General features: G+C 59.7%; 18 protein-coding genes and 1 riboswitch. Of the genes, 13 read left to right on the top strand and 5 right to left on the bottom strand.

Features of this window, described 5'->3' with window-relative positions; all coding sequences use genetic code 11:
- Positions 1–73: 73 nt before the first annotated feature.
- A complete protein-coding gene (locus tag SBC1_RS00920) occupies positions 74–1021 on the bottom strand; it encodes an aldo/keto reductase (RefSeq protein ID WP_165085719.1) in 948 nt (315 codons plus the stop codon).
- A 250-nt stretch (positions 1022–1271) separates the two neighbouring features.
- Here SBC1_RS00920 and SBC1_RS00915 point away from each other — a divergent pair, with 250 nt between their 5' ends.
- From SBC1_RS00915 to fliT, 3 genes are all read left to right on the top strand, one after another.
- Positions 1272–2786 carry a flagellin gene (locus tag SBC1_RS00915; RefSeq protein WP_165085717.1) on the top strand — a complete coding sequence of 505 codons (1515 nt, stop codon included), beginning with the start codon at positions 1272–1274 and terminating at the stop codon, positions 2784–2786.
- Between the two features lie 139 nt (positions 2787–2925).
- Positions 2926–4491, top strand: a complete 1566-nt coding sequence (gene fliD / locus SBC1_RS00910; protein ID WP_165085714.1) for a flagellar filament capping protein FliD — start codon at positions 2926–2928, stop codon at positions 4489–4491.
- 20 nt (positions 4492–4511) lie between these two features.
- Positions 4512–4811 (top strand): flagellar protein FliT, encoded by a 300-nt coding sequence (gene fliT / locus SBC1_RS00905; RefSeq protein WP_165085712.1) that lies wholly within the window; start codon positions 4512–4514, stop codon positions 4809–4811.
- 143 nt (positions 4812–4954) lie between these two features.
- Here fliT and SBC1_RS00900 read toward each other — a convergent pair whose 3' ends face one another.
- Positions 4955–5965, bottom strand: coding sequence for a sodium:calcium antiporter (locus tag SBC1_RS00900; protein ID WP_165085709.1), 1011 nt, complete (start codon positions 5963–5965; stop codon positions 4955–4957).
- 139 nt (positions 5966–6104) lie between these two features.
- Positions 6105–6279, bottom strand: a riboswitch (yybP-ykoY riboswitch).
- A 244-nt stretch (positions 6280–6523) separates the two neighbouring features.
- Between SBC1_RS00900 and SBC1_RS00895 the strand changes: the two genes are divergently transcribed.
- Entirely contained in the window at positions 6524–8110 is a 1587-nt protein-coding gene (locus SBC1_RS00895) for an ABC transporter substrate-binding protein (RefSeq protein WP_165986952.1), read from the top strand.
- Positions 8111–8195: 85 nt separating this feature from the next.
- Here SBC1_RS00895 and SBC1_RS00890 read toward each other — a convergent pair whose 3' ends face one another.
- The gene (locus SBC1_RS00890; protein WP_165986950.1) at positions 8196–9266 is read right to left on the bottom strand and encodes an MBL fold metallo-hydrolase; all 1071 of its coding nucleotides are present in this window, start codon (positions 9264–9266) and stop codon (positions 8196–8198) included.
- Between the two features lie 111 nt (positions 9267–9377).
- Between SBC1_RS00890 and SBC1_RS00885 the strand changes: the two genes are divergently transcribed.
- From SBC1_RS00885 to SBC1_RS00850, 8 genes are all read left to right on the top strand, one after another.
- On the top strand, positions 9378–9827 hold the full coding sequence (locus SBC1_RS00885) for a MerR family DNA-binding transcriptional regulator (protein ID WP_165085670.1): 450 nt from the start codon (positions 9378–9380) through the stop codon (positions 9825–9827).
- 168 nt (positions 9828–9995) lie between these two features.
- Positions 9996–11795 carry a bifunctional isocitrate dehydrogenase kinase/phosphatase gene (gene aceK / locus SBC1_RS00880; protein WP_165986948.1) on the top strand — a complete coding sequence of 600 codons (1800 nt, stop codon included), beginning with the start codon at positions 9996–9998 and terminating at the stop codon, positions 11793–11795.
- 21 nt (positions 11796–11816) lie between these two features.
- Entirely contained in the window at positions 11817–12602 is a 786-nt protein-coding gene (can, locus tag SBC1_RS00875; RefSeq protein WP_165085665.1) for a carbonate dehydratase, read from the top strand.
- Positions 12595–13788 carry an acetyl-CoA C-acetyltransferase gene (locus tag SBC1_RS00870; protein ID WP_165986946.1) on the top strand — a complete coding sequence of 398 codons (1194 nt, stop codon included), beginning with the start codon at positions 12595–12597 and terminating at the stop codon, positions 13786–13788. The genes can and SBC1_RS00870 overlap by 8 nt, the downstream gene beginning before the upstream one ends.
- A gap of 21 nt (positions 13789–13809) precedes the next feature.
- Positions 13810–14487: an SDR family oxidoreductase gene (locus tag SBC1_RS00865; RefSeq protein ID WP_165085661.1), complete on the top strand. Its 678-nt coding sequence runs from the start codon at positions 13810–13812 to the stop codon at positions 14485–14487.
- A 60-nt stretch (positions 14488–14547) separates the two neighbouring features.
- The gene (locus SBC1_RS00860) at positions 14548–15156 is read left to right on the top strand and encodes a glutathione S-transferase family protein (RefSeq protein WP_165085658.1); all 609 of its coding nucleotides are present in this window, start codon (positions 14548–14550) and stop codon (positions 15154–15156) included.
- Positions 15157–15161: 5 nt separating this feature from the next.
- Entirely contained in the window at positions 15162–15590 is a 429-nt protein-coding gene (locus SBC1_RS00855; protein ID WP_206366036.1) for a YchJ family metal-binding protein, read from the top strand.
- Positions 15591–15954: 364 nt separating this feature from the next.
- Entirely contained in the window at positions 15955–17205 is a 1251-nt protein-coding gene (locus SBC1_RS00850; protein WP_165085653.1) for a dienelactone hydrolase family protein, read from the top strand.
- A gap of 553 nt (positions 17206–17758) precedes the next feature.
- Here the strand turns inward: SBC1_RS00850 and SBC1_RS00845 are convergent.
- Both SBC1_RS00845 and SBC1_RS00840 read right to left on the bottom strand, forming a co-directional pair.
- The gene (locus SBC1_RS00845) at positions 17759–18421 is read right to left on the bottom strand and encodes a hypothetical protein (protein ID WP_165986944.1); all 663 of its coding nucleotides are present in this window, start codon (positions 18419–18421) and stop codon (positions 17759–17761) included.
- Complete coding sequence (locus tag SBC1_RS00840) at positions 18421–19242, bottom strand: hypothetical protein (RefSeq protein ID WP_165986942.1); 822 nt, start codon at positions 19240–19242, stop codon at positions 18421–18423. The genes SBC1_RS00845 and SBC1_RS00840 overlap by 1 nt, the downstream gene beginning before the upstream one ends.
- Positions 19243–19930: 688 nt before the next feature.
- Here SBC1_RS00840 and SBC1_RS00835 point away from each other — a divergent pair.
- Complete coding sequence (locus SBC1_RS00835) at positions 19931–20716, top strand: enoyl-CoA hydratase/isomerase family protein (protein WP_165988754.1); 786 nt, start codon at positions 19931–19933, stop codon at positions 20714–20716.
- The last annotated feature ends 5 nt before the right edge of the window (positions 20717–20721 follow it).

Genomic DNA, 20721 nt, shown 5'->3' with positions numbered 1-20721 from the left:
CGCCCAGTCGCCAACCCCGCAGCGCCTATTTGCGGGGTTGCAACCCCATGAACGCGCGCGTTTTTTGGCGATTTCAGTGCGGATTGCTGGCTTCGTCGAGGAGTGCGACGTCTTCAGGCGACAAAGTAATCCGGGTCGCGTGGGCAAGCGTTTCGAGCTGCTTGACCGATGTCGCGCTCGCAATCGGCGCCGTTACACCCGGCCGTGCGATCAGCCATGCAAGAGCGACTGCCGCCGGCTCCGTGTCATGACGATCTGACACTTTAACCAGCGCATCAACAATTCTCAAGCCCCGCTCGTTCAGATAACCCGACACTTTCGCGCCGCGGGCACTGTTCTCGGTATCGGCTTTGGATCGGTATTTTCCACTCAAAAAACCGCTCGCCAGGCTGTAATACGTCACAACTGACAACTTGTGCGCCTTAATAACCGGTTCCAGATCATTTTCATAACCTGCGCGATCATAGAGATTGTATTCAGGCTGAAGCACCTGATAACCGGCAATACCCTCTTTCGCCGATATCTTCAGCGCCTCTTCCACCCGTTCGCCGGTGTAATTCGACGCACCAATCACGCGCACTTTTCCCGCCGTAATCAGTTTTTGGTACGCGCCGAGCGTGTCCAGGAGCGGCGTTTTGTCGTCGTCCAGATGCGAAAAGTAGACGTCGATGTAATCCGTCTTCAGGCGTTTCAGCGAGTCGTTAACGGCCGCCTCAATATTCGCCGCCGAGAGCCCCGTCCGCGTGCTCAGCATGCCGACCTTGGTTGCCAGCACGATCTTGTCGCGCTTGCCGCTTTCCTTGAGCCACTTGCCAATGATCGTCTCCGACTCGCCGCCCTGGTGGCCCTCGACCCAGGCTGAATAGACGTCGGCGGTATCGATGAAATTAAGTCCGTGGTCGACGAAGGCGTCGAGGATGGAGAACGACGTACGTTCGTCGGCGGTCCAGCCGAATACATTTCCGCCGAAAACGAGCGGCGCGACTTTGAGGTCCGACGTACCGATAGTGCGGTGCTGCATGGTTGCTCCCGGGCTGTTGTGGACAAACACCTAATAACCGTTCGAAAAAGAATACCTGCGAATCCTTTTACCCGCAGGCAGCGCGCCGACCGTTATTCCCCCTACAAATCCTTACCTAAGTCCTCAAGTTTTTTTTTCATGAGCCGCTAACCCAAGTAGGCGGCCGGCTACCTCGCTCGGAACCGCCAGGCAACAGGACCGTGCAGTAGTAGCCAAAACAGCCCTTTTAGTTCTTTCAGGAGAAATCCAAATGCTTGGTATCAATAGCAATATCAACTCGCTGGTCGCTCAGCAAAACCTGAACACGTCGCAAAGCGCGCTGTCGCAGGCCATCACGCGCCTGTCGTCCGGTAAGCGGATCAACAGTGCAGCGGACGATGCAGCCGGTCTCGCGATCTCGAACCGTATGCAAACGCAGATCAACGGCTTGAACCAAGGCGTTTCGAACGCGAACGACGGCGTTTCGATGATCCAGACGGCATCGAGCGGTCTGGCGCAGATCACGTCGAGCCTGCAAACCATTCGTACGCTGGCTGTTCAGGCGTCGAGCGGCTCGCTCTCGTCGAGCGACCAGGCAGCACTGCAACAAGAAGTTGCCCAGCAAATCGCTGAAGTGAACCGCGTGGCGTCGCAAACGACGTACAACGGCAAGAACGTTCTGGACGGCTCGGCAGGTAACGTGAGCTTCCAGATCGGCGCGAACGTGGGCCAGACCATCAACCTGAACCTGTCGCAAAGCCTTTCGGCCGCGAGCATGGGTACGGGTCTTGTGACCAAGGGCGCGACGGTCGGAACGTTGACGGGCCTGAGCCTCACCTCCGCCGGTGCAGCGACGACCGGCACAGCCACACCGGCTATCACGACGATCAACGTTCTTTCTGATGGTAACGGCGGCTTCACGTTCACCGACCAGAACAACCAGGCATTGTCCTCCGCTGCATCGACGGCACTGTTCGGCGCGGCCACGTCTACCACCGGCACGGGCACGGCTTTGGCCCTGAACGTCGCAGCGACTGGCGCACTGGGCACCATGACCAGCGTGCCGGCAGCAGCCACGGCAGCTACGTCGTCGTCGGTTACCGCCCTCAATGCCGCGAACTCGGCCAACAACACGACCACGTCCGTCGCCTCAGGCACGTCGCTGGGTACGATCACCGGGCTCAGCCTTACGAGCACGGGTGGCTTCGTCGCCGCGGGTGAATCAGGCGCGACCATCACGTCGGTCAACGTGACCTCGAACGGCTCAGGCGGCTTCACTTTCGCCGATCAAAACGGCAATGCACTGAGCGCAGGAGCACTTTCGGCAATCGGTACGGTTACCGCCGCCACGGCCACCACGGCTGCCTCCTTCACCCTGGCTGGAACCATCGGCACGGCAACGACTGCCGCCACGACCCAGGGTCTGGCATCTGTCGCCGCAATCACGTCGACCAATGCCGCCAACGTGCCGTCGGATGTTGCCAACATCAACGTCAGCACGACGTCTGGCGCGAACGCTGCAATGGAATCGATCGACAACGCACTCGCCACGGTGAATAACATCCAGGCAACCCTGGGTGCGGCTCAAAACCGGTTCACGTCGCTGTCCTCGGCACAGCAAGCGCAATCGACCGACTTGGCCGGCGCACAGTCGCAAATCACGGACGCCGACTTCGCACAGGAAACGGCTAACCTGAGCAAGGCTCAAGTGCTGCAACAAGCCGGTATCTCGGTTCTGGCACAAGCTAACTCGTTGCCGCAGCAAGTTCTGAAGCTTCTCCAGTAATAGCCTCAAGCAGTAATGGCAGGCGCATCGCAAGACGCGTCTGCCAGATGCGTTTTCCGGGGAGGCTTGCCTCCCCTACACGTTTTACAAACGTTTATCATTCAGGCTCGAAAGCAAAACCGACGTACGGAGCATCTCAATGTCGACGATTTCCAGCGCTTCCAGTTCGGCCGCGGCCTCAGCAGCCGCCACCATAGCCGCTACCCAGGCAGCCGAACAAGCGGCCGCGCAATCCATCATCAGCGGTTCCACGGGCAATTCGTCGCTGGATGTCTCGTCGCTGGTCACGAGCCTCGTCAACGCGAAGGTGGCGGGCCAGACGGCCACGCTCTCCGCACAACAGACGAACGACAACACTCAACTTTCAGCGATCGGCGCGTTGCAAGCGGCACTGTCCGCGTTGCAGGCCGGCATTGCTTCACTATCGAACGGTACCGCTCTCGGCCAGTTCACCGCGACCGCGAGCGGTACCGGACTGACGGCAACGGCTGCCAGCACTGCGTCGGCGGGCTCCTATTCTGTTGCGGTCACGCAAGTCGCCAGCTCGCAAACACTCTCATCGGCGGCGTTCGGCAGCACGACGGCGCTCGGTACCGGCACGATGAACATCTCGGTCGGCAGCCAGTCGATGAGCATCGCCATCACGTCGTCGAACAATACGATCAGCGGCATTGCCAGCGCGATCAACTCGGCGTCGAACAATCCGGGCGTCTCGGCCACGGTCGTTACCGGCACGGACGGGGCGCATCTGGTCTTGCGCTCGTCGACCACGGGTGCATCGAATACGATTAGCGTGGGGGTTACCGGCGTGGCGAACGATGCCGGGCTGTCCAGCCTCGGCGTTACGTCCACCGCCGGCACCGGTGGGGCTGCATCGACCATCACGTCAGCAGTGAGCACGGGCGCGTGGACGCAAACCGCGGCCGCACAAGACGCCGCGTTCACGATCGACGGGACAGCAGCGACAAGTTCCACCAACACGGTGACCTCCGCGCTTCAGGGTGTCACGCTGAACCTCACGGCTGCCGCAATCGGCACGCCGGCCGGCACCGCGCAGACGCTGACCGTGGCACAGGACACTTCGTCCGCATCCACCGCGATCAACAACTTCGTCAGCCTCTACAACACGCTGGTCACCACCTACGGCCAGGTGGGCAACGACAACTCGGCGGCAGCGAGTACGCAAGGCGGCGTCCTGGCCACGAACCCGATGCTCACGACTATCCAGAACACGCTGGCAGGCATTATTGACAGCGGCGTGAAGAACGGAAATTCGACAATCTCCCTGGGATCGATCGGGATCACGCTGCAGGGACAAGCCACCTCGACGCAGCCAGCAGGCTCACTGGTGGTCAACGCCACTCAGCTCGCCGCTGCGCTCCAAAGCAACCCGTCGGGGGTGGCGGCTCTGTTCAATTCGACCACTGGCGTGGCTGCGCAGATGACGACCAGCCTTAACTCGTTCCTGGCCACGGGCGGCTTGGTTGCGAACAGCCAGAGTGCGGTGAACACCGACTTGACGAGCATCACGACGCAGCAAACCGCCTTGACCGCCTACACGGCGCAGCTCACGAGCCAGTACCAGGCGGAGTTCACGGCGCTCAACACACTGATGGCGACGATGAACAACAACGCGCAATACCTCACGCAATTGTTCGGCGGCGCAAATAGCGCGGGCGCGCTGGCATCGGCCAACAACAGCTGATCGCGCGAGGATAAATCGACATGGAACAGAACAGTTTGATCGACCGCTTGCTGGGGTTGACGCTCGCGATCCAGCATGCGGCGGCCATGGCGGACTGGCAGGAAGCCGCCCGTCTGACTGAAGAGCGGACCCCGCTTTTCATGGAGTTGACGCCGGAACAAGACGCTACGGCAATAGAGGTGATCAACAGGATCCAGGCAATCGATGCCGCCATTGCCGCCGACGCGAAGACAACGCAATCGGAATTGCAGATTGAATACAGCTCGGCGATGAAGAAGGTCCAGGCGGCCAGCAAGTATCACCAGGCCGCCAAGTTCTGACCGCGAGAGTGAGACAAGGCCGGAACACCGCCTGACTGTAACGCTGACTCTGCAAAGACAACAACAAAAACCGCGCGCTTAGCGCGGATGGCTGCTTCAACACCCCGGGCACTTGCGTGCTTCCGGGGTGTTTTCTTATGGGCTTAGCGTCCCAGCGTCAGCAGCAGATACAGAGCATAAAGCCCGCCGTTCACCAGGAGCGCCCACAGCACGATCCCACCCTTCTTCGCGTTCAAGCGCAGCCACGCCGCTGCCGCGAGCGTGATGAAAACGCCCGTCATCACCTCCACGCGCGGCTCCCAAGGCGTCAGCATGATGCCGATACCCGGCAGCAGCGTGCCCTGGAAAACCATCGCGCCGGTGATGTTGCCGAACGCCAGCGTGTCCTTGCCGCGTCGCGCCCAGATGATGCTATTGACCTTCTCGGGCAGCTCAGTCGCGATCGGAATGATGATCAGCGAAAGCAGCAGCGCCGATATCCCCAGCACATGCGAGACGCCTTCCACGCCGGCGATAAACCCCTTCGCACCACCAACCAGCAGCGCCGTGCCCAGAACCATCTGCAGCACGATGGTCGCGAGCGAAGTAGGCAACCCGAAGCGCGAGATCAGCAGCCGTTCGGGCGCTTCAGTGCCATGGCCCTTCTCAACAAGATTGGCGGACGCGCGGAACGTCGTGATCACATACGCGACATACACACCGACCAATCCCACAGCAAATAACGCGCGGACTTCCCATGCGTGATGCGGCACGAACATGGCGCCGGCGGCAATCAGGAAAGCACACAGGAAGAAGTTGAGATCGCGGGTGAAACCGCTATGTTCGGGCGCGACGACCCCCTTGAGGCCGCGCGTCTTGAGCACGGCGACGGCCATCAGGCACGTCGACAACGTGGCAAGCATCAACGGCGCGCCGAGGATCGCGCCCACGCCGATTTCCTCGTTCACCGCGCGGCTCGCCGTGCCGCCCATCAACGCGATGATCGGCACCGTGGTTTCCGGCAGCGCCGTGCCGATAGCCGCGAACAGCGAACCGGTAACCCCTTCGGAGATGCCGAGCTTTTCGCCGAGATGTTCGAGCGCGTTGGTGAAGAGTTCCGACGCCGCCAGGATCACCACGAGCATGACCGCGAGTTGCAGGAAAAGCATCGTCATGCGGCACCTCGCGATGAAGCCGGCGAGCAGGCGACGCAATCGAAATGGCAGAGCAGCGGTAGAGAAACCGACGAGCGCAGGGGTTGACCTGGGGCAGGCCTGGGGTGTTTTTGTTTTGGAGACACGATGATTTCACGGTCGGACGTCAGCGAACCAGGATGCAATCCCGCGCCGTCCGACCGTGAACGACAAGATGCACCCATGGTCTCGCCAAACCTGACCGGTCGAACGCGCCACGGCTAACCAGCCGAGTATGTTGACGCGTCCTCCTCCCGTTGCGGAAGGAAGGCTACTCCCCAAAGACGGCCACGAGTTTAGCGTGGGTCCGCGGATTAGGCAACCAAGGCAACCGACGGCGAAAAAAACTGTCGCGTGCCCATATGGATATCCCGAATCGGTCGTTGTAGCGGAAATAACGGTTCAGTAAGCTACGGCCACGGAGGCACGTTCGTTGCGCTGACGCATCCGACGAAGCGCACCGTACAATAAGCTGCAACGGCTAAACAAGAAACGTCTGACTGACTAACACTGACGACCACGTTCGTAACGGGAGATCCCATGCGCTTCAGAATGCTCGCAGCTGCTGTACTGGCCATCACGCCGGTGCTCGCGATCGCGAAACCGCTCACTGTGTGCACCGAGTCGAGCCCGGATGGCTTCGACGTCGTGCAATTCAATTCGCTGGTGACGACCAACGCATCGGCGGATGTGATCTTCAACACGCTCGTCTCCTACGATGAAGTCGCGAAAAAGGTCACGCCCGCGCTCGCCGAGAAATGGGACGTGAGCCCCGACGGCCTCACCTACACGTTTCATCTGCGGCCGAACGTGGCGTTCCAGACCACGGACTACTTCACGCCATCGAGAAAACTGAACGCCGACGACGTGGTGTTCTCCTTCGACCGCATGCTCTCCGACAGCAATCCGTGGCACAAGGTGGCGGGCGCGAGTGGCTTCCCGCACGCGCAGTCCATGGGCTTAGTCAAGCTGATCAAGTCCGTATCCAAAGTCGATGACAACACCGTCAAGTTCGAGCTCAACACGCCGAACGCGACCTTCGTGCCCATCCTGACCATGGGATTTGCATCGATCTATTCGGCCGAATACGCCGACCAGTTGCTCAAGGCGGGCAAGGAAACCGACCTGAACGCGAAACCGATCGGCACCGGTCCGTTCGTGCTGAAGAGCTATACGAAAGACGCCGTGATCCGTTACGACGTCAACCCGACATACTGGGGACCGAAGCCCAAGGTGGACCGGCTGATCTACGCCATCACGCCCGATGCCTCGGTGCGCGCGCAGAAGATCAAGGCGGGTGAATGCCAGATCGCGTTGTCGCCGAAGCCGCAGGACGTGCTCGACGCGAAGAAGGACAGTTCAATGAAAGTGGTCGAAACACCGGCCTTCATGACGGCGTTCGTCGCGTTGAACACGCAGAAGAAGCCGCTCGATAACCCCAAGGTGCGCCAGGCGTTGAACGTTGCGTTTGATCGTACGACCTACCTGAAGACCGTCTTCGAAAACACGGCCACGCCCGCTGTGAATCCGTATCCGCCGAACACATGGAGCTATGACAAGCAGATCACGGCGTATCCGTATTCAGTCAATCGCGCGAAGAAGCTGCTCGCCGATGCGGGCTTTCCGAATGGCTTCGACACTACCATCTGGGTGCGTCCGAATGGCAGCGTGCTGAATCCGAATCCGAAGGTAGGCGCCGAGTTGCTGCAAGCGGATCTGGCGAAGATCGGCGTGAAGGCGCAGGTGAAGGTGATTGAATGGGGCGAGCTGATCAAGGAAGCGAAGCAGGGTCAGCACGACATGTTGTTCATGGGCTGGGCCGGTGACAACGGTGACCCGGATAATTATCTGTCGCCGCTCTTCAGTTGCGCCGCGGTGCGTTCGGGCATCAACTTCGCGCGCTTCTGCGACCCGACGCTCGACCGGTTGATCGATGAAGGCAAGGCAACCGCCGATACAAGCCAGCGGACCAAGGCTTATACCGAAGCGCAGCAGATTATTCACGACCAGGCGCTGTGGATTCCGCTCGGTTATCCGACGGCAGCGGCGCTTACGCGCAGCAATGTCAGCGGGTATCGAGTGAGTCCGTTCGGACGACAGAACTTCTCGAACGTCGAGGTTCAATAGTCGCGGCTTTGGTTCATGCGGTAGTTCAAGTTCAAAGGAAGCCGGGCGCGCAAACGCCCGGCTTCTTTTTTACTTCGGCGCGACTTCAGTGAAAACGGATCACGCCGTCTTCGTCATGGGTACGCACGAGTTCGCCTTCCAGCCAGAGCAAGTGCAAATGCGCCAGCGCTTCGCCGAGCGCGAACGTCATCTGGTGTACATCGAGTGGGCGCTTGAACATGAGCGGCACAATGTCAGCGGCACTTTGCGGCTTGAGCGCGCAGGCCTCGCGCACTTCCTGCAAACGCGCCGCGTGATGATCCCGAAGCTGCCCGATGCGCGTATGCATGCCGCGAAACGGCTTGCCATGCGAAGGGAGCACGAGGGTATCGGCGGGAAGGGACTCGTAGCGGCCCAGCGAACCCAGGAACAGCGCGAGCGGATTCCCCTCCGGTTCAATAGCGAACACCGAGACGTTGGTCGAGATGCGCGGCAGCACCATATCGCCGGAAATCAGCACCTTTGTCTGAGCGCAGAAGAACGCGCAATGTTCAGGGGAATGACCAAACCCTGTCACCACTTCCCAATCACGGCCACCTATCTTGACCTTATCGCCATCGCGCAGACGACGATAAACCGACGGAATGGACGGCACGAGCTTCGGGTAATACGTATCGCGCTTGCGCAGCGCTTCAAGCGACGCCGGGTCCGTCATCCCGTGCCGCGCAAAGTGCCGCGCCGCACGTTCGCCGCCCGCGTCGGAGCCGTCGCCCGCGGACATTACGCGGCCCATGGCGTACTCGCCAAGCGACATCCAGAGCCTGACCGGATCCCATCGTTTCTTCTCGCCGCCATTGCAGATCCAGTCCGCAAGGCCGAGGTGGTCCGGGTGGCAATGCGTGACGAGCACGCGCAACACAGGCAGGCCGTCGAGTAGCGTGTCGAACGTGCGCTCCCAGTTCGCCCGGATCGTTTCGTCTGAAATACCGCAATCGATAATGGTCCACCCCGCCACGCCGTCAATCTCGTCGCGCATGACCCACAGGTTGATGTGGTCGAGCGCGAACGGCAACGGCATGCGCACCCAGAACACGCCGGGCGTGACTTCCATCGAGTAGCCGCTTTCAGGAAGACGGTCTGCGAAAACGTAATCGAGTTGCTGTTCGAGCGGGTTCATGCGGGTCGGATCTCCGGGTTGTCAGTTGTTGCATTGCCGCCAAGTTGACGCTAACGTTAACCTGCATTTTAACGTCGGCTTCAGAAAAGCGCTGGGAACCTCGTAATTTCAATGACAGACACGCGTTACACAATCACCGACCTGGCCCGCGAATTCGAGATCACGCCGCGCGCGATTCGCTTCTATGAGAATCAGGGTTTGCTCGCGCCGGCGCGCGAAGGCACGAACGGCGTGCGTCGCGTATATTCGGCGCGCGACCGCACGCGGCTCAAGCTGACGCTGCGCGGCAAGCGGCTCGGGTTCACGTTGCTGGAGGTGAGCAGGCTGCTCGATCTCTACGATTCGCCGACCGGGACGGTCGCCCAGTTACACGCGTTCCTGGACACCATCGCGGCGCATCGCTCGGTGCTGGAGCGGCAACTGGACGACCTGAACGCAACGCTCGCCGAGCTCGCCGCGTATGAAGCGCAAGGGCGTGCGCTGCTTTCAGCGAACGCTGAAAAGCGCATGCGTAGGGCTGGAGCACCGGCCGCCAAGGAGAAAGGCGCGAAGGTGCCTTGAGCTACCAACGCGCAGGAACGGCGGCGGCCTAAGGAACCAAAACATCTGGCGATACAATATCGGCCGGATTCAAAGCCGGGTTTGAACACTTATAAATAACGTAAAGACGTAATCACTTAGCGCACTTAAACGCACGTCGGACGACACCACACAAAGTGCAGGGTCGATATGAATCACTTTCCCAAGTTACTGTCGTCGCAGATTGGCTTCGATGTCGCGGAAACGCTGCTCGAAGGCTTCGACCGTCACTATCGCGTGTTTCGCGATGCGGCCATCGCCGCGAAGGGGCTATTCGAGGCCGGCGACTGGCATGCGCTGCAGCGGCTCGCGCGCGAGCGCATCACGTCGTACGACGATCGGGTGGAAGAGTGCGTGATGCGCCTGGAAGACGAGTACGACGCGGAGAACATAGACGATGAAATCTGGCAGCAGATCAAGCTGCATTACATCGGCTTGCTGACGTCGCACCGGCAGCCCGAGTGCGCGGAGACGTTTTTCAACTCCGTGTGCTGCAAGATCCTGCATCGCTCGTACTTCAATAATGACTTCATTTTCGTGCGACCGGCTATTTCGACGGAGTACATCGAGAACGACGAACCCGCGGCCAAGCCGACTTATCGCGCGTATTACCCGAGTAAGGACGGGCTTGCCGCAACACTCGAACGGATCGTGACGAACTTTCAGCTCGAACCGCCGTTCGAGGATCTGCATCGCGACGTTCAGTGCCTGATGCAAGCCATTACCGAAGCCTTCGGCGAGTTCAAGGCTGCGCCTAATTTCCAGATTCACGTGCTGTCGTCGCTGTTCTTTCGCAACAAGGCGGCGTACATAGTGGGGCGGATCATCAACGCGGATCTGGTAGTGCCGTTCGCCGTGCCCGTGCGTCACGCGTTACCTGGGCTGCTTGCACTCGATACAGTCCTGTTGCAGCGAGAGCAACTGCTGATCATCTTCAGCTTCGCGCACTCCTATTTCCTCGTGGATATGGAAGTGCCATCGGCGTATGTGCAGTTCCTGCGCTCGATCATGCCGGGCAAACCGAAGGCGGAAATCTATACGTCGGTGGGCTTGCAGAAGCAGGGCAAGAACCTGTTTTATCGCGACTTGCTGCATCACCTGTCGCATTCCAGCGATAAATTCGTCATCGCGCCGGGCATCAAGGGACTTGTGATGCTGGTGTTCACGCTGCCGTCGTTTCCGTACGTGTTCAAGCTGATCAAGGACACCTTCCCGCCGCCGAAGGAAACCACGCGCAAGAAGGTTCAGGACAAGTATCAGCTCGTCAAACGCCACGACCGGCTGGGACGCATGGCCGATACGCTCGAGTATTCCAGCGTCGCGTTACCGCTGTCGCGCCTCGACGATGCGCTGCTGAAAGAGCTCGCCAAAGAAGTCCCTTCAATGATCGAATACGAAGGCGATAACCTGGTGATCAGGCACTTGTACATCGAGCGCCGCATGACGCCGCTGAACCTGTATTTGCAGAACGGCACGCCTTCGGAAATCGAGCACGGCATCAAGGAATATGGCAACGCGATCAAGGAATTGATCCAGGCCAACATCTTCCCCGGCGACATGCTCTATAAGAATTTCGGCGTCACGCGCCACGGCCGCGTGGTGTTCTATGACTATGACGAGATCGAGTATCTGACCGACTGCAACGTGCGCAAACTGCCGCAAGCGCGCAACGAGGAAGACGAGATGTCGGGCGAGCCGTGGTACACCGTCGGGCCGCATGACATCTTCCCCGAAACCTATGACACATTCCTGCTCGGCGACCCGCGCGTGCGCAACGTGTTCATGAAACATCACCCCGATTTCTTCGACCCCGCTCTCTGGCAAAAGCACAAGGAACAGATCCTTAACGGCGAGCTCGCCGACTTCTTCCCGTACGAACGCAGTATCCGTTTTTGCGTTCGTTATCCTGAGCGTTTTCTGGACGGCGCACCTGCAGCACGCGCCGCATAAAACCTATCCGAACTGAATGCCATGTCCAACATCGACAACCCTGAAAGCCACGACAACAACCCGCTCTCGCACCTATTCGATAACAACCTGAAGTGGGTCGATCGCAAGCTCTCGGAAGACGCTGAATATTTCTCCCGCCTCGCGGATCAGCAAGCGCCGGAGTATCTGTGGATCGGATGCTCGGACTCGCGCGTGCCGGCCAACCAGATTATTGGCTTGCCGCCGGGTGAGGTGTTCGTGCACAGGAACATCGCGAACGTGGTCGTTCACTCGGACCTCAACTGCTTGTCCGTGATCCAGTTCGCCGTCGACCTGCTGAAGGTCAAGCACATCATGGTGGTCGGGCACTACGGCTGTTCCGGCGTGGGCGCGGCGCTCCTGGGCCGGCGCGTGGGCCTGGCCGATAACTGGCTGCGGCACGTGGAAGACGTGCGCGACAAACACGCCGCGCTGCTCGAAGAATGGCCGATGGGCGTCGCGCGCAATCGTCGGCTGGTGGAGCTGAACACGATCGAACAGACAATGAACGTGTGCCATACGACCATCCTGCGCGATGCGTGGGCACGTGGTCAGGAGATCACGGTGCACGGCTGGACCTACGGCGTGCATGACGGCCGCGTGCGCAACATGGGCATGATGATCAGCGGGTCGGAAGAAGTTGAACCGACCTATCGGCAATGCATCGCTTCGCTGGCGCGCGGTGGCGCGCATTCATCGGACAACGATGTGCTCGCCTCCGATGCCGCTCGTCTCGGCGATATCCCCGCTATTGTGAAAGGTGTGATCAAGGAGCTGAAACATGACTGATTTCGTAACTGATCCGGTGGTGATCGTGTCGGCAGTACGCACGCCGATGGCCGCTTTTCAAGGCGACTTCGCCACGGTGACAGCGCCGCAACTCGGCTCGGTGGCAATCCGCGCCGCGGTTGAACGCGCCGGGCTGAAGCCCGAGCAGATCGAAGAAGCCGTGATGGGCTGCGTGCTGCCCGCCGGACTCGGCCAGGCGCCCGCGCGGCAAGCCGCGCTTGGCGCAGGCCTGCCGCTATCCGTTGGCAGCACCACGGTCAACAAGATGTGCGGCTCGGGTATGCGCGCCGCCATGTTCGCGCACGACATGCTGCTGGCCGGATCGGCGGACGTGATTGTCGCGGGCGGGATGGAGAGCATGACCAACGCGCCGTATTTGCTGCCGAAGGCGCGTGGCGGCATGCGCATGGGCCACGGTCAGGTGCTCGATCATATGTTCCTCGATGGCCTTGAAGACGCGTATGAAAAAGGCCGGCTGATGGGTGCGTTCGCGGAGCAATGCGCCGGGTCGTACAAGTTTTCGCGGGAAGCGCAGGACGCGTTTGCGGTGGAGTCGCTGCGCCGTGCGAAGCGGGCGAATGAGGACGGTTCGTTCGATTGGGAAATTGCACCGGTCACCGTGGCGGGTCGCAAGGGCGATACCGTTATTGACCACGACGAACAGCCGTTCAAGGCGAATATCGACAAGATTTCTACGCTCAAACCCGCGTTCGCGAAAGACGGCACGGTGACGGCTGCCAATGCATCGTCTATCTCCGATGGCGCCGCCGCACTCGTCATGATGCGGGCATCCACAGCAAAGCGGCTCGGTGTCACGCCGCTCGCGCGGGTCGTCGGGCACAGTACCTTCGCGCAGGAACCAGCGTTGTTCACGACCGCGCCTGTCGGTGCGATCCGCAAGCTGCTCGATAAGAACGGCTGGCGTGCAAACGAAGTCGATTTGTTCGAGATCAACGAAGCGTTTGCCGTCGTCGCGATGGCCGCCATGCGGGAACACGATTTGCCGCACGACAAGGTCAACGTCAACGGCGGCGCTTGCGCGCTGGGACATCCGATTGGTGCATCGGGCGCGCGGATTCTCGTGACCTTGATCGGCGCGTTGCGTCAGCGCGGATTGAAACGCGGCGTGGCGAGCTTGTGTATCGGCGGAGGGGAAGCGACGGCGATGGGGATTGAGCTGGTTTAGAGCATCGTGCAGGGGAACACTATGAAAACTGTATTGATCGTGGGTGCATCGCGCGGGCTCGGCCACGAATTCGCGCGAGGATATTGTCGCGACGGCTGGCGCGTGCTCGCCACCGCTCGCGGCGAAGCGTCGTTGAAAGCACTCGAAGCCATGGGCGCAAAAACCTTCCCGGTCGACACGACGCAAGCCGAACAGATCGCGGCACTCGGCTGGCAACTCGATGGCGAGAAACTGGATGTAGCGATCATCGTGTCGGGTGTATATGGTCCACGCACCGAACATGTGGAAACCGTGCTGTCGGAAGATTTCGATCACGTCATGCACACCAACGTCCGTGGCCCGATGCAACTGCTGCCCCTCCTCCTGCCGCTCACCGACGCCGCGCATGGCGTGCTCGCTGTGCTGTCGAGCAAGATGGGCGGTATCGCGGAGATGAACGGGACTGCGGGCTGGCTGTATCGTGCGAGCAAAGCCGCGGTGAATGCGGCGTTGAAGGCGGCGTCGCTGGAAGCGCGCGGCTCGACGTGCATCGCGTTGCATCCTGGCTGGGTGCGCACCGAGATGGGCGGCTCGTCGGCGGCTATCGAACCGGCGCACAGCATTTCCGGAATGCGCGCGGTGATCGCAGCGGCCGCCGCGAATCCCAAAAAATTCAACGGCTCATTCGTGCAGTACGACGGTACGCCGCTCACGTGGTGAGTGCCGTAGATTAGTACGGTTTCCGAAGTGAGTGCTTCAATCAAACGAAAAGGACACGAAGTGGCGTATCAAGTACATGGCGTGGCGTCGTCGGGGAATTGCTACAAGGTCCGGCTTGCACTCGAGCAACTGAACCGGCCGTATGTCTGGCATGAAGTAGACATGATGAACGGCGCCACGCGCACCGAGGCGTTTCGTCAGTTGAATCCAAACGGCAAGGTGCCGGTGCTGCAGATCGACGAGCACACGTGCCTGTTCGAGTCGGACGCGATCCTGTTTTACCTCGCCGAAGGCACGCCGCTGCTGCCCACGGACCGTCTTTCGCGGGCGCGCGTGCTGCAATGGATGTTTTTCGAGCAATACAGTCACGAGCCCAATGTCGCGGTTGCGCGCTTCATTCTTCAGTTCGTCAAACACCCTGACGATCCTCGTCTGCCCGAGAAAACCGCTGGTTCATATCGCGCGCTGGACGTGATGGAGACGCACCTCGCGACGCGGACGTATTTCGTCGATGAGCAATACACCATCGCGGATATTGCGCTCTACGCGTACACCCATGTCGCCGATGAAGCCAACCTCGATCTCGGCCGGTATCCGGCCATTCGCGCCTGGCTTGCGCGTGTGAAGGCGCAGCCGCGGCACATCGAGATGCCAGGCGTCGAGGTATGAAGGGTATGAAGGAAGCCGTGGAATGCCCTTGCGGCGGCGCATTACCGGAAGGGAACAGCGCTGTTAAAAAACGCCCGCCTCAATATGCCGAATGTTGCGGACGCTTCATAGAAGGCCGTGCACCGGCGGGCAACGCAATGGAACTGATGCGCTCACGCTACACCGCCTACGTGCTCGGCAACACGGCGTATCTGCGCGCGACCTGGGCCGATGTCACCTGCCCTCGCGACCTGGAAACCTCTGCGGATGCCGCCACCCGCTGGCTTGGCTTGCAGATAAAACGCCACACGCCGGTTGACACCGATCACGCCGAGGTCGAATTTGTCGCGCGCTACAAGCTTGGTGGCCGCGCATTCCGGCTGCATGAGACGAGCCGCTTCGAACGCGATGCCGCCGGCCTGTGGCGTTATGTTGACGGTGATGTTCGCGATTGAAACGTCGTAGCGACCATTCTCGCTGCATCGCGGCAATAATTTCCTTAACGTCTGCTTTCGCCCCAAAATTAGTGTGCCGCACGGGTACTTTCTAATTGCGCCTAATCATTTTGTCCGGGTACTCTCGCTTTTAGCCAGTCGCTGGCGAATGATATTAAGTTACTGTTTCATAAGCTAAATATCTGTCAGCACGCCGGTGTTGCATATTGAAGCCCATTGTCTTGTCTATTCGGGACATGACTTGACGATCCGACCAACAATACTGAGAGAGACAGTACGAACGTCCGGATCGATGGATTGTGACAATAAGCTGACTCGTGCTTTCGGAAAGTAGCCGGGTCGAGAAGCGGGTGGAGTTTCGGGGATGGCATTTAGGCAAGTGTTGTCAGGTTGTGTAAAGGTGTGCGCCGTGTTTGCGCTCGCGGCGGTGTCCGCCTCGGTGCTTGCAGAGCCGTTCCTGGGTGAGCAGCAGTATGCGAAGCTCGAGGCACCCGCCTTCGGCACGGTGCCGCAGTCGTTCGACCCCTCGCTTCCCGTTGTTGAGGCAAACCTCAACGAGTCCGTCATTCAAGTGCCTTCAGGCGATGTCTCGCTTGAAACCACCATCTTCAAACCTGATGGCCCGGGTCCGTTCCCGATGGTCGTCTTCAATCACGGCAAGCTCCCCGGCAATGCGCATGACCAGCCGCGCGCGCGTCCGATCGCGTTTGCGCGCGAGTTCGTGCGTCATGGTTATGTGGTTGTCGTGCCGAATCGCCGTGGCTTTGCGGAATCGGGCGGGGAATACACCGGCAACGGTTGCGACGTCGAAGCCAATGGCTTCACGCAGGCGCGCGACGTGGCAGCTACGGTGGCTTACATGGAAAAACAACCGTTTGTCGATAGCCAGCACGTGGTGGTGGCAGGCGCTTCGCACGGCGGGCTGGTGACCATGGCATATGGCGCCCACGATGCGGGTGAGGCGAAGGGCGTGCGTGGCCTGATCAATTTCTCCGGTGGCCTGCGTCAGGATGAGTGTCCTGGCTGGCAGAAAAACCTGACGAGCGCGTTTGGCGAATACGGTGAGCATGTGAAGCTGCCGTCGTTGTGGATGTACGGGACCAACGATTCCGTGTGGCCGGGCAACTTGCCTGAGGAAATGTTTGCGTCGTATAGCGCGCACGGCGCGCAGGCCGACATGGTCAATTTCGGCGCGTATAAGAACGACGCGCATCGGCTGGTTGGGGACCGTGACGGTGTGGCGATCTGGTGGCCGCGCGTGAAGACGTTCCTCGAAAATGTTGGCATGCCGACGGATCGGCAATATCAGGTTTCGGATCCGCAAGCACCCACGCCGACGGGTTATGCAACCGTGGACGCAGTGACTGCAGTGCCGTTCCTCGATGAACGCGGCCGCGAGGGTTACGAGAATTTTCTGCATCAGTATTCGAGCCGCGCGTTCGCGGTGTCAGACTCGGGTGCGTGGTCGTGGGCGGAAGGGGGTGACGACCCCATGGCGGTGGCGTTGAACGGGTGCCAGAAGCAAAGCAGCGATCCGTGCCGGTTGTATGCCGTTGATAACGCCGTGGTCTGGAATGATCGGAATGTCGCGCAGACGCAGACAGCGTCAAGATAGGTGCCTTTGCCCGGTCTATGCCGGGTTGCTGCTTTCTGAGTTAGCAGTCCGCCTGAGTCAGCTATTCTTTTTTCGCTATTAGCCACTACGCCTGGAATTCGTGCTGTTCCCCAGTGTCCCCTGTATGCCTTACAGTTCCGCGAAGCTTACAATTGCTACGCCGGATCAGAAAAGGTGACTCGCTGCCGTCCGTGCCGGCCGTCGTGCAAGCGGGAAGCCGCCGCCAAGACTGGCGATATGCCAACGGTCGATGCGTTCCACGTGTATCGCGAAAGCAAAAAACGGCATCGGCGAGAACGGTCGTAAAGCCGTCCGTATGTCGGTCAGTAGTTTCCTGAAATCCGCGAATGCGGCGCGAAGAAGTGGCGCGCGAATTTTTCGCCGAGTAGGTCGAAGAAAATGACCGACACGAGCCGTCCATCCATAACCGAAAATTGGCAGCGGTCGCCGGATGTTCGCGCGTACGGTCGCGAAATGCATCAAAATCCTGAAGCAGAAATCTGACGGTTCACCTCGGATAAGTGATGACCGCCACTTGTACGAAATGCCGCGTCTACGGCTGAACGCTGATAGCGACGCACTCCACCAACGCGTTAACACCGACCGCCGACGATACGCTGACGATCCAGTTGGGTTGCATTGCACGATGCAGGCGCTTGCAGCTACTAAGCTTCACAAGCGCATCGTCATAAGCCTGTGTGCCATCCTCAAGGATCGCAATGTCGCCCACGATGTTAGTGATGCCGAAGTTTTCAATGGAACATCGAGTTGCGGTCTGGAAAGTGATGGTTGTTCGAACGCTATCCAGTGACAAGCCAAGCGTCAGGTCGCGGCCTTGCGCCGCCATGATGTCGATGTGCCAGTGCCGAAAATTACCGTGTGCCTTCAGTCCGTCCGTGGGGTTGGTTGCTGGCCGCGGCGGTGTCGCGGGCATGGTTGGCGGGACCGGTGGCGTCCAATCCATCGGCGTGGCCGTCACAATCTCCAAGCGGTCGCGAAGGCTCTGACGGCCTCCAACCAGACTCATGAACGCCATGCCGCCGAGCAAGCGTGCGTCCTCGTTGGTAATCGGCGCTCCCGGCGCGGGGGACGGCAGTGCGTCAATGGGCGCACGATCGAGAAATGGCTCAACGGTCGAACGCCGTAGCCATGAGTATTTGAAAGCGTCGCTCTCGTCGTCATAGAACGTGATGAATACTTTGTCGTTGGCAGCCATTAATATCCCAAGCAAGTACGGTAGTTTTCGGACGCGCGTGAACTGCACAGCGTGTAGGTTCGGGGGTCGCCGCCATACATCGCTTTGGCGACGTTGCACATTTCCATGTCCTGCTCATAGTCTGCGAAGCACTGTGCATCGCGGCCCGAGCGCATTGCCATCGAAAGCACGCCGTCGGATGGTGCGCTAGAAAAATACTCGAATGGCGCTGCTCCGCTCAACGGAGTCGATGCCTCGCCGATTGCCGTCACATCGCCTAAATCTACGGCGTCGGTCAAACGCGAGCCTTGGTTAAACACGCCGACAATTGCAGCGGCGACGTTCAATCGCGTACGCGTCAGGTTACTCCCCCGAAGCGTCGGCAACGCTGTCGCTACGGCGTCGCCGAAGTCGTTTGTCCAACTCTCAAGCTGGCTGTGCCAGCCGTCGAAGTCAAAGGGCGCGACCGGTAACAAACTGTAGTACGTGTATGGAGGGTCAAAGGGCTTCGTCTCCCACGATCTTGGCGCAGCGAGCCGGGGTGGTTGGACGAAACCATTGTCTGCGCTCATGGGTTCTGCCCGGACCACCCGGACCTCGCCTTGCATAACCTTATCGCGCAAATATTCAAGGATGCTCAGGCGACCGATGCAGCTAAAATCCGAAAACTTCGATCGAAGCCAAGTTTCGATGTTTTGGACGAGTTCGAAGTCATGCTCCCACTCGTATAAGGTCGCATTTTCGAACAAGGCTGTCCCAGAGTCTGGAGCGTTACCGTGGATGTCGTCGGCGGAATACAAGGCATAAGAGGTGCCCTGAATAGCAACTAATTTTGTCGTCATCCTGATTATTTTTTATCGTAACGACACAACGGTAACGCATTCCTGATGGAGCGCATCTCAAAAACAGAGTCACGGTCGCTTTCCGCCGTACCGGGCGCCCTTCGTCGCGGCATCTTGAACTTCAGAGTTATGCGCAGTCTTCGATAGGTCGCCTTGTCCACTCCACACCCCTGGCAGTTGACCGTGAATTATCGAAGAGATCTCGCTGTACCATGCGTCCAACGCTGTCACCAAGCCTATTTGCTGTTGTAAAGCCGGGCACTCAATCGTATGTGTTTTATGAAAATCTAAAACGTCGTTCTTCGACATGTAAAACTTTGGATTGTGGGTCAAAGATACCGACACGCTTCGCCACCAGTGACTGAACCTACCCAAGGATCACCCCGCACTATCCGCGGACAACCAACCTCCAAATAAGTACCCGCGGCGCAACCACGCCCTATGAGCCCCCCTGCATGTAAACGAAAAACCTTTGGCCCCGCGCCAGCGGGAAATAGCCCCCGAACCCCACCAAGACCCTCCACGATAAGCGAAGTTAGCCACATCACCGCGCGGCCCCCTCTCGCGCCTCACGCGCCGCCCGGCGCCCCCGCCCTCCCAAAATCGAATCCCTCGACGAATTTAGGGATAATTGGCGCTAAGCGAAACACCCAGTCGCACACATCGAGAAACCCCCATGACCGATGCAATGAACCTGCAGCGCCTGAAAGTCACCGTCGACGGCTACGTAGCTCACGTCACGCTCGATCGCCCCGACGTCCGCAATGCCTTCGACGAAGCCACTATCGTCGAATTGACCGCCGCTTTCCGCGCGCTCGCCGACGATGCGTCCATCCGCGTCATCATCCTCAGCGCAAACGGCCCGGCATTCTGTGCCGGCGCCGACCTCAACTGGATGAAACGCATGGCCGCCTACTCGGACGCGGAAAATCGCGCCGATGCGCTCGGCCTCGCCACCATGCTCAACACCCTCTACGCCTGCAAGAAACCCGTGATCGCAAAGGTCCAGGGGGACGCGTACGCAGGCGGCATGGGCCTTGTAGCCGTCGCGGATATAGCAATCAGCGCGGAATCGGCGCACTTCTGCTTATCGGAAGCCAAGCTCGGGCTGATGCCCGCAACCATCGCGCCCTACGTGATCCGGGCAATAGGCGCGCGCGCATCGCACCGATACTTCGTCACCGCCGAACGTTTCGATGCCGCCGAAGCACTGCGTATCGGCCTCGTGCATCAGGTCGTTGCGGCAGACGCGCTGGATGCCACCGTCAATGCAATCGCGGCCGCGATCGTCGCCAATAGCCCGAATGCCGTGCGCGAGTGCAAACAACTCGTGGTCGATCTGGCAGACAAACCAATCGATGAAACGCTGATCTCGGACACCGCCGACCGTATCGCACGAATTCGCGCCTCGGACGAAGGCCGCGAAGGCGTGCGCAGTTTTCTGGAAAAGAGCAAGCCGTCGTGGCTTGCCTGAATGTG

The sequence above is a fragment of the Caballeronia sp. SBC1 genome, from assembly GCF_011493005.1.
Taxonomy (GTDB): domain Bacteria; phylum Pseudomonadota; class Gammaproteobacteria; order Burkholderiales; family Burkholderiaceae; genus Caballeronia.
Note: the sequence above shows the minus strand (reverse complement) of the source record. Positions and strands in the feature narration are given on the sequence as shown.